Source organism: Kingella negevensis (assembly GCF_030177895.1).
Classification (GTDB): domain Bacteria; phylum Pseudomonadota; class Gammaproteobacteria; order Burkholderiales; family Neisseriaceae; genus Kingella_C; species Kingella_C negevensis.
In genome coordinates this window covers 1,215,754-1,227,749 of the sequence record NZ_CP123448.1, presented here as the reverse complement: position 1 = coordinate 1,227,749, position 11,996 = coordinate 1,215,754, and the positions used below count along the sequence as shown (strand labels likewise).

The 11,996-nt window shown below is 44.5% G+C and carries 12 protein-coding genes, 1 tRNA gene and 1 pseudogene; 5 read left to right on the top strand and 9 right to left on the bottom strand.

Annotation, left to right across the window (positions count from 1 at the left end):
• The first annotated feature begins 24 nt into the window (after positions 1-24).
• The 5 genes from QEO93_RS06795 to QEO93_RS06775 all read left to right on the top strand — a co-directional run bounded on the left by QEO93_RS06795 (position 25) and on the right by QEO93_RS06775 (position 4,167).
• The gene (locus tag QEO93_RS06795) at positions 25-564 is read left to right on the top strand and encodes an RNA pyrophosphohydrolase (RefSeq protein ID WP_085815740.1); all 540 of its coding nucleotides are present in this window, start codon (positions 25-27) and stop codon (positions 562-564) included.
• Between the two features lie 157 nt (positions 565-721).
• The gene (locus tag QEO93_RS06790) at positions 722-1,201 is read left to right on the top strand and encodes a hemerythrin domain-containing protein (RefSeq protein WP_032136881.1); all 480 of its coding nucleotides are present in this window, start codon (positions 722-724) and stop codon (positions 1,199-1,201) included.
• 126 nt (positions 1,202-1,327) lie between these two features.
• On the top strand, positions 1,328-3,130 hold the full coding sequence (locus QEO93_RS06785; RefSeq protein ID WP_085815670.1) for a tetratricopeptide repeat protein: 1,803 nt from the start codon (positions 1,328-1,330) through the stop codon (positions 3,128-3,130).
• A 47-nt stretch (positions 3,131-3,177) separates the two neighbouring features.
• Entirely contained in the window at positions 3,178-3,765 is a 588-nt protein-coding gene (locus QEO93_RS06780) for an outer membrane lipoprotein LolB (protein ID WP_085815669.1), read from the top strand.
• A gap of 156 nt (positions 3,766-3,921) precedes the next feature.
• Complete coding sequence (locus tag QEO93_RS06775; protein ID WP_245832203.1) at positions 3,922-4,167, top strand: ATP-dependent DNA helicase RuvA; 246 nt, start codon at positions 3,922-3,924, stop codon at positions 4,165-4,167.
• 47 nt (positions 4,168-4,214) lie between these two features.
• Here the strand turns inward: QEO93_RS06775 and QEO93_RS06770 are convergent, their stop codons facing one another.
• The 9 genes and pseudogenes from QEO93_RS06770 to QEO93_RS06730 form a co-directional block, all read right to left on the bottom strand.
• Positions 4,215-4,811: a hypothetical protein gene (locus QEO93_RS06770; protein WP_032136885.1), complete on the bottom strand. Its 597-nt coding sequence runs from the start codon at positions 4,809-4,811 to the stop codon at positions 4,215-4,217.
• Positions 4,808-6,496: a biotin--[acetyl-CoA-carboxylase] ligase gene (locus QEO93_RS06765; protein ID WP_032136922.1), complete on the bottom strand. Its 1,689-nt coding sequence runs from the start codon at positions 6,494-6,496 to the stop codon at positions 4,808-4,810. Before QEO93_RS06765 ends, QEO93_RS06770 begins: the two co-directional genes overlap by 4 nt.
• Positions 6,497-6,592: 96 nt before the next feature.
• Positions 6,593-7,441, bottom strand: a pseudogene (gene ypfJ / locus QEO93_RS06760) (KPN_02809 family neutral zinc metallopeptidase).
• Positions 7,442-7,509: 68 nt separating this feature from the next.
• A tRNA-Phe gene (locus tag QEO93_RS06755) sits at positions 7,510-7,585 on the bottom strand.
• A gap of 90 nt (positions 7,586-7,675) precedes the next feature.
• Positions 7,676-8,041, bottom strand: a complete 366-nt coding sequence (locus QEO93_RS06750; RefSeq protein ID WP_032136886.1) for a roadblock/LC7 domain-containing protein — start codon at positions 8,039-8,041, stop codon at positions 7,676-7,678.
• Between the two features lie 23 nt (positions 8,042-8,064).
• Positions 8,065-8,724 carry a hypothetical protein gene (locus QEO93_RS06745; RefSeq protein WP_032136887.1) on the bottom strand — a complete coding sequence of 220 codons (660 nt, stop codon included), beginning with the start codon at positions 8,722-8,724 and terminating at the stop codon, positions 8,065-8,067.
• A 1-nt stretch (position 8,725) separates the two neighbouring features.
• A complete protein-coding gene (locus QEO93_RS06740) occupies positions 8,726-9,262 on the bottom strand; it encodes a GTP-binding protein (protein ID WP_032136923.1) in 537 nt (178 codons plus the stop codon).
• Between the two features lie 15 nt (positions 9,263-9,277).
• Entirely contained in the window at positions 9,278-10,411 is a 1,134-nt protein-coding gene (locus QEO93_RS06735; RefSeq protein ID WP_032136924.1) for a DNA-binding transcriptional response regulator, read from the bottom strand.
• A 5-nt stretch (positions 10,412-10,416) separates the two neighbouring features.
• Positions 10,417-11,892 carry a hypothetical protein gene (locus tag QEO93_RS06730; RefSeq protein WP_032136888.1) on the bottom strand — a complete coding sequence of 492 codons (1,476 nt, stop codon included), beginning with the start codon at positions 11,890-11,892 and terminating at the stop codon, positions 10,417-10,419.
• Positions 11,893-11,996: the final 104 nt, after the last annotated feature.

The following is an 11,996-nucleotide window of genomic DNA, read 5'->3' as shown; positions in this document are numbered from 1 at the left end:
TTTATTTTATTTGGGGACTATGTGATGTTGGATAGAGAGGGGTATCGCCCGAACGTTGGCATTATTTTGGTGAACGATGATAATTTGGTTTTTTGGGGGAAACGGGTGCGTGAGCATTCGTGGCAGTTTCCGCAAGGTGGGATTAAACCTGGGGAAAGTCCTGAAACGGCGATGTATCGTGAGTTATTTGAGGAAGTAGGGCTGTTGCCGCAGCATGTGAAGATTTTGGGGCGGACGCGCGATTGGTTGCGTTATGATGTGCCAACCAATTGGGTGCGCCGTGAATGGCGTGGGTCTTATCGTGGGCAGAAGCAGATTTGGTTTTTGCTGAAATTGGTGGGACAGGATTCTGATGTGCATTTGCAAGTAACTCATCAGCCTGAGTTTGATGGTTGGCGGTGGCATGAATATTGGGCACCGATTGATGAGGTGATTGAGTTTAAGCGTTATGTGTATGAGCGTGCGCTGACTGAGCTTTCGCGGTTTCTGCGTGGTGTGGAAAGTATGGGGGAGTATCAGGCGCGTGCGGTAGAAATGCGTAAAGCGTTACAGAATAAGTGTTGAGCAAAAGTAGCTTGAAAGTGCTTTCAGGCTGCTTTTTTGTTTTCAGGCTGCCTGAAAATGTAAAAGGGGTTTCTTTTGCTGCGTAAGTTTCATAAAATATGAAACTTTAAAGCAGCCTGAAACTTTGGGCAAATAACAATATTTTAAGGACACTACCATGACTGACCAATCTGTTTGGCAAAATGCGCCATTACCAGCAACTGTAGACCATGTGCTGGAGCGTTTTCATGAAACGCATCGCCGTCAATTTGCGAGCATTATTCCGTTGGCGCAAAAAGTGAGTGAGCGACATGCGGACAAAGTTTCTGCGGATTTGTTGCCTTTGGTGCAACATATTGAGGCAGAATTGGCGAGCCACATGATGAAGGAAGAACGTATGTTGTTCCCGATGATTAAAGGTGGCATGGGTCGCAATGCGGGAATGCCGATTCGTGTAATGATGATGGAGCATGAAGACCACAGCGCGGTTTTGCAACAATTATTTGATTTGACAGATAATTTAACGCCGCCTGCTGATGCGTGCAATAGTTGGCAACGGTTATACGCGGAATTGCGTGAATTTGCAGATGATTTGTTGGCACACATTGATTTTGAAAATAATTTGTTGTTTCCGCGTGCTTTGAACGAAGAAGCGTAACATATTAGTAAACGCAGCCTGAAAAGTTTTCAGGCTGCGTTTTGTTTTGAATTTACTTTTTCTGCAAACTATTTTTCTTGTGCTTGTGCTATATTGTTTAAAAATCATGTAATTGGAAATTTATCAATGAAACCTTTATTTCATCAGCGTATTGCGCCATTGGCGGCGGCAATTTTATTGGCTTTTTCAGGCAGCGTTTATGCGGCAAATGATTCTGAGCCAGTGGATTCAAAGCAAAAAATAGAACAAGAGGAACGCACACGTAAAGAAGAAGCGGCAAAACGAACAGACCATATTTTTACTTTGTTGTTTGGTGAAATTGCGCTGACGGAAAACCGTTTATCGGAATCGTTGGGTTCTTATGTGAATGTTTATAACCGCACGCAATCGCCTGAAGTGGCAGAACGCATTATGGAAATTTCCACTCAAGTGCGTGCTTATAATGTGGCAGAGACGATTTACCAGAAATGGCGTGCATCAGAGCCAAATCCTAGCCCAGCGTTGCGTCGTTGGGGCTGGGTGCGTGCGATTTCTAATAATCAGTTAGACGTGGCAATGGCGGACATGAAACAGGTGTTTGTTGAGGCAAATTCTGATGAGCAGCGTTCTAAATTGTTGGCGATTTTGGCGGAGTACGCGCTGCAAAGTCCTGATAAGGCGGAAGGGATTAGTTCGCAAGTGATTCAGTTGGCACGTGAATATTCTGATTTGCCTGAATCTGCTTTGGTGGAAGTGATTTATAACGGAAACAAAGGGGCGCAGGTGATGAGTGCGCTGAAGCGTTTGGCGACTTTGGATAAGGATATTTCGCCGACAACGATGCGCATTTTGTTCCATGAGTTGAACAAAAATCCTGATTTATTGACGACATTTTTCAAAAAGACGGATTCAAGTAAATTAGCACCGATTTGGCGCGAGCTGGAAGTGGAGAATTTGATTGCGAGTGGTCAGTATGACGCGGCTGAACAAAAAATTCAGAAGTTGCTGAACGAAGAAACGAAATCGGCAAATGTGTATTTTCAGGCTGCGAGATTGCACATGTATCAGGGTGCTGATATAGATACTGTCGCGAAGTATTATCAACAGGCGTATGAACATGGTAGCGATGATGATAAGGCGCGTGCGGCGATTAATATGAGTGTGCAATATGCGTCGATGTCGGATTGGCGCAATGCGGAGGATTGGGCGCAGAGAATTACGCATTCGCATTATTTGTTTGACAAGTGGTCTTTGCTGACGATGATTGCAGATAAGCAACAAAATTGGCAAAAAACGTATGAATACAGTAAAGAGGCGTTTAAGCACCCAACTTATTCGGATTCGATTTTTTCTATTTTGGATTTGCAAGGGGCTTATTTGCGTTCGATGAGTCAGGTGTTGCCGCAGAAAAAATTGTTGGCTGAATTGAATGCGCATATGGCGAACTTGGAGAAGTCTCAACAATCTGTTTTGAAAACGGAATTGCTGATGATTGCGCTAGAGTTCCGTGCGAATCTTTATTCACTGATGTCGCAGCCTGAAAAGGGCATTGCGGATTTGCGTAAGTTATTGGCTTTAGAGCCTGATAATGCGATGTTTAAGAATAATTTGGGTTATGTATTGCTGGAGTTAAAACCGTCTAAATACATGAATGAGGCATTGCCGTTGATTCAGGCTGCTTATGATGCCGAGCCGAATAATGTGATGTATAACGATAGTTTGGGCTGGGCTTATTACAAAAAAGGTCAGGCTCAGATGGCGTTGCCTTATTTGGAGTTCGCTTACGATAATTTTGAAAATGCTGAAGTGGCGAGCCATTTGGGCGAGGTGTATTGGGCATTGAAGCAGCCTGAAAAAGCGAAAGAGATTTGGCAAAAGGCTTGGATTCAGTCGCCAAAAGATAAGTATTTGTTGAATACTTTGAAGCGGTTTAAAGTGCAATTTAAATAATCATTGCAGTCTGAAAGTCTTTTCAGGCTGCATTTTTGAGGTGAAACATGAAATTGAAACATATATTTCTTTCAGGCTGCGTGTGTTTGCTGACGGCTTGTGTGGCAACGACTTCTCAAACGCCAGCGCAATGGCAAGCGCAGCGTGATAATCGGCAATTTGAAGCTTCGGGTAGACTGGGCGTAAAAATTAATGAGAAGGGCAGTTATGCGAACTTTGACTGGTCGCGTAAAAATGGTGTGGAGACGATTGATGTAAACACGCCGATTGGCACGACGGTAGGGCAGTTGTGTCAGGATTCGCAAGGGGTGTTGGCGCAAGACAGCAATGGCAAGGTGTATTTGGCAGACACGCCTGAGCAATTGAGTGAGCAGCTTTTGGGCTACGATTTGCCTGTGAAATATTTGGGTGTGTGGGCGAATGGTGAATGGGTGCGTGATGTGCCACACAGTTTTACGGCGGACGGTAAATTGCAGCAATCGGGTTGGGAAATTTCACGTGAATTGACGGAAGAGGGTATGCCACGCATTTTGTTGCTGGAAAGCGAAGATTTAACGTTGCGCATGGTGTTTACGGAATACAGCAGCGAATTGATGCAGCCTGAAAAATGGGAATTGTGCGCGGCACGAAAATAAACAGGTGTTTGTGATACGTCAGTTTTTATAGTTGATTAAAATTGCAATGATACTGCGTTGCCAACGCCCTTATGTGCCACGTGCACACGGCGGGCATTGTCGCCTTGTCTCATTCTTATTTTAATCAACTATAGTCTTTTAGATGACTGAAAAATCGTGTATCGTATCGTCCTTCATGGTACGGAAAGCGAAGGGAAAATTATGGCTTGTTTGGTAGAACTATCTAATATTCATGGGCATCGTTTGTATGTGAACACGGATTATATTCGCCGTGTTGAGCCACGTAATGAGAACCCGCCGACGACTGTAGTGGTGTATAGCTGCGCGGAAGGGGAGCGTTATTTTGAAGTAGATGGCTATGTTGATGAAGTGGCGATGATGTTGAATGAAAAAATGCGTTAATTGATAAAAAAAGCAGCCTGAAAACTTTTCAGGCTGCTTTTTTATGTTTATTTACCGCAAGGCGAACGACGTAATGAACCGTAGCGTCCTACGATGCCTTGAATGGTGCCAGCTTCTTGGTCGCTGACAGACATAAACAAAACGTTCATACGTGCTGAACTGTGATTGCCTTCGCTGCCATCAATTACTTGACGTGTGGCTGCGTGCGGGAAGGTTTTTAACAAGCCTTTGATGCGATGGTAGTCGTCTTCAGGCATGCTGACACTTGCCGAACAGTTGCGATAGTTAGCTTGTGCTGTGCCTGTAGTAACGGCTTGACTGCTGCTTGTATTATTGGTTTTAGGTTGTGTTAAAGCAGTTGAGTTGCTGGGTTTTGTGTTGTTAGTTGTGGGAGGTGTAACACGTTTAGCTGGTGTGGCTGCGGTTGCTGTGTTGGCGGTTGCAGTAGTTACCGTCGCTGACGCTGATGTGGCTTGTGCGGCTGGTGCTGCACCTGTTGTGTTGATGATAACGGTCGGCTGCGGCTGCTGCGCTTGCTGCGCGACTTGAGCTGGAGCTTTTTTGATTGGGTAAATCTTGCTTGCAATCATGCCAGCAAATACGATTAAGTTTAAGGCTACTAATGTAGCAAAGAGCCATTTCATTTGTTTTTTATCCAGTTAATCAGTCCGTAAATCACGAGATTGTCGATGATTTTGACGGTGTTGGTTAAAGTAAAATCGTGCGGTAGAGCTTCTAATATTTTGTTTGCGCCGCCACCTGTGAGGATGATGTCTACAGGTGTTTGACAGCGTTCTTTTAGCCGTGTGTGCATGAGCATGATGGAGCCGCAAACGGCGTCTAACATGCCTGTGCTGATGGCGTTGGCGGTGGTGGTTGGGAAGGCATAATACTGTCCTTCTGGGCGTTGCAGCTGGGCGGTGCGTTGCAATAGGGATTCGCGCATGAGGTGAAACCCTGGCATGATGGTACCGCCTAGATAATGCTTGTCGGCGGTTACTGCGTCCACGGTTACGGCTGTGCCGCAACTGACAATCACGCTGGCGTTTTGGCTAAATTTGCGTGAACCGAGTGCGTTAAACCAACGGTCTGCGCCGTGTTCTGCTGGGTTGCGATAGTGGTTTATCATGCCGAGTGCTTGTGGCATGGAGGTGAGCCATTCTATCGGGTAAGGCAAGCGGCTTTGCACCAGTTCTTTTTTGATGTCGCCACACACGGCTGAACCGATGATTTGGGTGTCTAGTGTGCCGTGTTCCTCCCATTCTTGTTGCAAGCGCGTTAGGTCGCGATAGGGGGCGTGGGAAATGTGGTTTATTGTAGCATTTTCTACCCATGCCCATTTTAATCGACTGTTGCCGCCGTCTAAGAGTAGGTATTTTTTCAGGCTGCCTGAAAGTTGCTCTGGACGGCGCAGGCTGATTTCGCCGCTAATGATTTCTTGTTCGCCTTGGGCGGTTTGTAATCGTAGCGCACCTGTTGGGCTGATGCCTAGAATGCGTCCGTTGCAAATCACTTGGTTGTCGCGCAATAGGCTGACGGTTTGGTGTTGGTCGCGGTGTACGGCTTCGTAGGCAGCCTGAAAGGGGGCGAAACCTTGTTCTGCAAATTGGGTTAGCACGGTATCCAGTTTTTCAATGATTTGTCCGAATAGGGTGCTGATGTTGTGTTTTTGTGTGGCCGCAGCCTGAAAACTGGTAATGTTTTCTTGGGTTTCAGGCTGCATGAAGTTGATGCCGATGCCGATAATGGCGTGGGTTTTGCCGTCTTTGCGTATGCTTTCGATGAGTATGCCGCCGAGTTTGTCTAAGCCGATGACTAGGTCGTTTGGCCATTTGATTTGGGCTGGGCAACCGAGTGCTTGCAGGGCTTGCTGACAGGCTAGGGCGGTTACGGGGGCAAGCGCGAGTAGTTCGACTTGGGGTTTGTCAAATGTCCAACCGAGGCTGAACATGAGACATTCGCCTAAATTGTTTTGCCATTTTCTGCCTTGTCTTCCACGCCCTTGTGTTTGGCTGTGCGCGACGATGATGTGTCGGTGGCTGGATTTGCCTGAATGTACGCGCTCTGCTAACAGGGTGTTGGTGGATTCGGTTTCAGGCTGCACGTCTAATGTGAAGTTTGGCTGGCTGTGGTTTTCAGGCAGCATGGCGATGGGACGTGAAAGTTGCCAGTAACCGTCTCTTTGGCGCAACAGGGGGCGTAAGTGGTTGGGTACTTGTTGCCAAATCATGTTGAGTTGCTGCGGTAGGCAGCCTAGCTGTTTGGCTAACTCGGTGATGTGATGTGGTTGCGTGTCGGCTAATGTGGCAAGCAGGGGTTGGAAGGACATAGTGTGTTTCAAAAAAATAATTCTTTATTTTAACTGATTTTTATATGCTTCACACGAAAAAGCAGCCTGAAAATGGGTTTTCAGGCTGCGTTTGTTTTATGAAGTTGCAAAGGTGTTGCATTGGTTAATATCGCCTGTTTGTAATCCGCGTTGTAACCATTGTTTGCGGTTGGCTGATGAACCGTGCGTGAAGGTGTGTGGCACGGAATAGCCTTGGGCGCGTTCTTGCAATGTGTCGTCGCCAACAGATTCGGCGGCGTTGTAGGCTTCTTCGATGTCACCTGCTTCAAATAAGCCGTCTTTTTGTGCGTAGTGGCCCCATACGCCTGCGTAGCAGTCTGCTTGCAATTCTAGTTTGACTGAGAGGGCGTTGGATTCTTTTTGGCTAACTTGGCTTTGTGCTTGGTGGACTTTTTGAATTGTGCCAAGTAGGGTTTGGACGTGGTGCCCGACTTCGTGGGCAATCACATACGCAAATGCGGCGTCGCCTTCTGCACCTAATTGGTTTTTCATGGTGTCGTAGAAAGACAAGTCGATATACAGTTTGTTATCGACTGGGCAATAGAATGGGCCTGCGCTGGCTTGTCCTGTGCCGCATGCGGTGGAAGTTGCACCTGAATAGAAAACCATGGTTGGATTTTTGTATTTTGCGCCTGCTTTTTGGAAGTATGCGCCCCACACGTTTTCGGTTTCTTTTAAAACGACTGAGCTGAGCTTGGCTAATTCTTGCTCTTGTTACGATGGGGCTGATTTGGTTTGCTGGGTTTGTGTTTGTTGTGTTAAGGCTGCGTTGCCGCCAACTAAACCGCTTAAATCTACGCCGTAGTAAGCTCCTACGAGTAGCACGATGATACCGATGATGCCTGGGGATTTGCCGCCTCCGCCGCCAGAAGAACCGCGACGGTCTTCAATGTTGTTACTGCCTTCTCTGTCTTGCCAACGCATGATGTGTGTTCCTAGTGAATATAAGGAATATGAGAAAAGCCCAAACAAATTGTTTGGGCTTTTTTATCTGGTGGCCAGAGGCAGGATCGAACTGCCGACACACGGATTTTCAATCCGTTGCTCTACCGACTGAGCTATCTGGCCGTTAAGTTTTGTATTAAACCATGAATTATTTTATACGTCAAGTTTTTTCGTGCAAAATAATTTTTTGCTTTAAGACGCAGCCTGAAAAGGTTATTTAGTGATGTCTACTACGCTACGAGCGGCACGGCGTGCGTCCAACAAAATCAAGCCCAATTTCGCGCTTTCTTTTGCGGTTAAACACAATACGTTTGTACCACCTGCTTGAATTAGCAAAGTATAACCCAGTTTACCTTTTACTATTACTTGTTCCAATTCACCGCAAGCCAATTCTTGAGTAGTACGGTTACCCAATGCTAACAATGCTGCAGACATCGCACCTACACGGTCTGGGTCAATGTTGGCCGGCAATAAGTGAGCGATTGGCAAGCCGTCGGTAGAAATGATTGCTGAAGATGTAATATCAACAGATGAGCTGTTCAAGTCGCTCAATACGGAAGTTAAGAGTTGTTCATGCATTTTGTTTATTTCCAGTCAAATTCTTATAAAGCATTACCTAAATTCGCAGCTGCATCGGCAGTTTGATATAAGGCTCGAACGAGTTGTATGAAAGCTTCTTTATGCAGTTGAGGTGTACCACCTGTTACCAAAATGTATTTGGCATCTTTGATGTAAATAGGGAAGAAAGTTAATTCGCTTTGACCTGTTGGGTCACACAAGCCCCATGCATTTTGATAAATGTTCAAGTTGTTTTTAATCAACAATGCGTGGCGCTCAGATAAGCGAATAGCTTCGCTTGCTAAAATTGCAACTTCTTCCGCAGCTTCATGGTGGAAACCTGAGTTAGCAAAGTAAAAGCCATCTTGGTCAATCAACAAAGCTTTTTGACTGTCTGACATGTGAGGCAATAAATTTTGCAATGTGTCATCTTGCAATGCAGGCACTTCTGCAGGAGATTCACCGCCATATAAAAATTCCAAACGTTGCAAACGGTAGAGCAAGTTCAGCGCTGAATCAACATCATCTGTTTCAGACCATTGCAATAATTTTTCTTGTGTAATGGCTTCATTGCTGTTTGCTTGCAAAATGTTTGCCAACAATGTACGACTTGCGCTGGCACTTTTGTTTGCAACCGCATAAAACGCACCTGCTGGGGTGATATGCGGGTAGAGATTTGTTTGTAGTGAAAGAGTAGATTCCATTTTATACCTCTAAACCTGGGTCAATTTGGAACAGCATGGCTGTTACTAATTGTTTTACGTCTTCTTCGCTGCGGGCATCTACTTCAAAAACGGGAACATTCAAACCATGTTGAGCCAAGTATTTTTGGTAAACATCAATACCTGGAATGGCACGAATATCCATTTTTGTTACACCAACCACTAAAGGGGCAGTTTTCAACAAATCAGAGAAAGAGTCTAAAAAGAATTTCAAATCTTTCAGAGGATTACCACGAGTGTTATCCAATAACAAAATCAAACCCATACTGCCCTGGCTCAAAATGTCCCACATGAAGTCGAAACGTTCTTGACCTGGCGTGCCATATAAGTGAATTTTTGTATTTTCATCAAGCTGGATTAAACCGTAGTCCATCGCAACGGTTGTGTAACCTTTACGAACAGAGGTCATATCTGATGCACTAGCATCCGTCTGCACTGGCGGTTCATCTGAGAGTGAGGCAATAGCTGTAGTTTTACCTACACCTACTGGACCTGTAAAAATAATCTTATTTTCTACCAACATGGTAAATACCTCTTATTTATTCAGCAATTTTTTCATTAAACGACTTAACAAGCCACCTGATTTTTGTTGAGCATGACTAGCAGAAGCAGTTGCCGCTTTGACCTGTTCTTGGCGAGGGGCTGCTGTTGCTGTGTTTACTGTGGCATGTTTTGCAGATTGAGCAGTTTCATTAACTTGTTGAGTAACTGTTAAATAATCTGTCAAATAAGTTGCTGCAATGTAGTTCAAAATATCAGCCATGTCTAAAGGCATTAATTTATAAAGCATATTTAAACTAACAGATGTTTTCGTTAGAAATGCTGATAAGCGCATAGACTCAGGCACTGGTGTTAAACGAGTTAAGTTTGGCCAGCTTTTTAATCTAAATACGGTATTTGGATTAATAGGGTGTACCAAGCGTCCGTTTGCTGTCCATAGGGCAACTTGCCACATGCAAGAAGTAACAGTTGCATTACAACGCTCTTGAATGTTGCTACCTTCAGGAATTTGTTTCAATTTAATATTTGGGTGCTCTTGACGACAGAAGGCTTTTAATTGCTCTGAATCTACTGCAACCCAAACTTTTTGTGCTGCTGGGAATACGGCTAATACAGGCTTGTCATCAATTAAGATAGCAGTATCGCGTTGATGAGCAATGGCATCACGGAAAGCACCTAACACGCCGACACGAGGGTCAAAGCGAGGAATAACTACTTCACCTGTTCTATTGGCATTTTGTGCTGAGGCTGCCGGCTGTGCTGCTGAAGCAGATTGCGCAGCTAATGGGTTATTCGCTTGTGGTACGCTACCGCTACGAACAACCCATACGCCGTTACCTTGCAATAAGTTACGCAAACTTAAGAAGAGCGTATCAAATTTAATCGGTTTAGCAAGATAAGGTGCGGTTACTGAAGGTGGTGATTTAGAGAAATACACCACAACGTTGCCTGAAAAGGTATTTTTGGCTTTTTGCCAAGTAGCTAAACCATTTGGGCTATCACCATCAACAATAACCAAATCTGGTTTTTCACCTGAACCAGAGTTAATTACTTGATAGTTTGTTGTGCTGTGCATCTTAAATGCCATTTTGAACATGGCTTGTTGCTGGTCGTCCATGGCAACAAACAACAATTTCACCGTTTTTACACGTGGTAAGTCTTGATTCATCATTATTAGTGTCCGAATGAGCCGTTATTTAATCGTTGCAGTAATTGGCTCATTGCCAATACCACTTCTTCTGGTAATGTTTGAACTTGACCGCGAAGTTCTTGAAGCAGATTTTCTAAGCGTTCCCACTCTTCTGCGCGTTCATACAAGTCAAACAAGGTAATATAAAGTTGCGACTCTTGTGGATGGTCAATAATTGCTTTTTCAAGCATTTCCATAGAGCCTTCTAACTGACCATACATTAGTAAAGATTCAGCTTCTTTCAAGATACGTTCTGCGGCAGTTCTAGGTTCACCAGATACGTCTGCTTTTTCTGTTACTAATGCTTGATAGCGAGCTTTTTTCAGGCTGCCACCGTCTAACCAACCTTGTTGAATACCCAAATCGCGCAAAATCGCTTCATTTGGATTATTTTCCAGTTGTTCAAACACTGGGTGCTGACCCATGCTGTAGCCCCAGCCCAACATACGTTCTTTTACTTGGCGACCATATTTGCCTAAGCTGTAATACAAGTTCCACAAGTGTCCTGCGAAACCATTGATATTTTTAGCGTGGTAGTCCAAAGTCAAAGCATCAATCAGCAATGAAGCTGGTTTGTCTGAACTGCGAATAGCTTTGTTCAAGTATTTGATTGCAGCGTCGTAGCTCAAAGAGTCTTTCAGTAATTTCACACCTTGTTCAGGCTGCATAAATGCCAAAACTGCACCTTTTTCATCGTTGGTAATGTTGGAAATCACACCGTTACCAGCAATAAGTGGTTTACGTGCAGCAAGAGCGGCTGCAGCTGCGGCTGCTTCGATTTCTGCATTGGATTTGCGACGAGTAGGTGCTTCTGGTTTGGCTGCTTGCTGTGGTGCAGCTTTTTCGCCAATCTCTTCAGCAGTTTTCTTAACTGTCCAACCCAATTTGGTTTCAGCTAATACGCGTAAACCCAAATGGTTTTCATCTAGGGCTAAGCCTTGTTTGATATATTCGGTTAATTCTTCAGTAGATAACAAATCTTGCTGTTGTGCAATTGCGCTGGCTGCTGCTTCTACATCTTTAGCTTGCAACCACAGAGAAACCAAGTCGTTCGCCATTTGGCTATCGCGACGTTGTGTTTTTTCCATGTATGCAGCTAATGAAGTGGCTGCTTTGTCATAGTAACCGAACTGTTTGTATACGTTGAATTCGGTTAGTGCGTCTACGTCTTGAACGGAAACTTTGGTATCATCAACCACGTTTGCAGAAGCAGTGGCAGAGCCCCATTCTTCCCAATTTTCTTCAGCAGCTTCTGATGATTCATCAGTTTTTTCTATTGGCTCATCATCAACATCATTTTTAGATTTTTTACCTTTTGCTTTCTTTTTAGCAGAAGGAGAACCACGACCTTTTTTGCTATTGCTATCGCCTGATTTTTGTTTGTTTTTAACTAAAAAAGCAACTAAACCACAGACGACACCAACGGCGAGAAGGAGGGGAACCATCATTTCTTCATCCATAAGTACTCCTTAAAGTTTTAAATTGAAGTGTGTCAATATCCTCAATGATGTCTTAAAATGCAGCTGTATACATCACTGATAGAAAATTAACCTGAATTTTATCA

Bases quoted from the DNA above. Each gene is read 5' to 3' on its own strand.
- QEO93_RS06795 (WP_085815740.1), top strand. From the start codon at position 25: ATGTTGGATAGAGAGGGGTATCGCCCGAACGTTGGCATTATTTTGGTG.
- QEO93_RS06790 (WP_032136881.1), top strand. From the start codon at position 722: ATGACTGACCAATCTGTTTGGCAAAATGCGCCATTACCAGCAACTGTA.
- QEO93_RS06785 (WP_085815670.1), top strand. From the start codon at position 1,328: ATGAAACCTTTATTTCATCAGCGTATTGCGCCATTGGCGGCGGCAATT.
- QEO93_RS06780 (WP_085815669.1), top strand. From the start codon at position 3,178: ATGAAATTGAAACATATATTTCTTTCAGGCTGCGTGTGTTTGCTGACG.
- QEO93_RS06770 (WP_032136885.1), bottom strand. From the start codon at position 4,811: ATGAAATGGCTCTTTGCTACATTAGTAGCCTTAAACTTAATCGTATTT.
- QEO93_RS06765 (WP_032136922.1), bottom strand. From the start codon at position 6,496: ATGTCCTTCCAACCCCTGCTTGCCACATTAGCCGACACGCAACCACAT.
- QEO93_RS06750 (WP_032136886.1), bottom strand. From the start codon at position 8,041: ATGCATGAACAACTCTTAACTTCCGTATTGAGCGACTTGAACAGCTCA.
- QEO93_RS06745 (WP_032136887.1), bottom strand. From the start codon at position 8,724: ATGGAATCTACTCTTTCACTACAAACAAATCTCTACCCGCATATCACC.
- QEO93_RS06735 (WP_032136924.1), bottom strand. From the start codon at position 10,411: ATGAATCAAGACTTACCACGTGTAAAAACGGTGAAATTGTTGTTTGTT.
- QEO93_RS06730 (WP_032136888.1), bottom strand. From the start codon at position 11,892: ATGGATGAAGAAATGATGGTTCCCCTCCTTCTCGCCGTTGGTGTCGTC.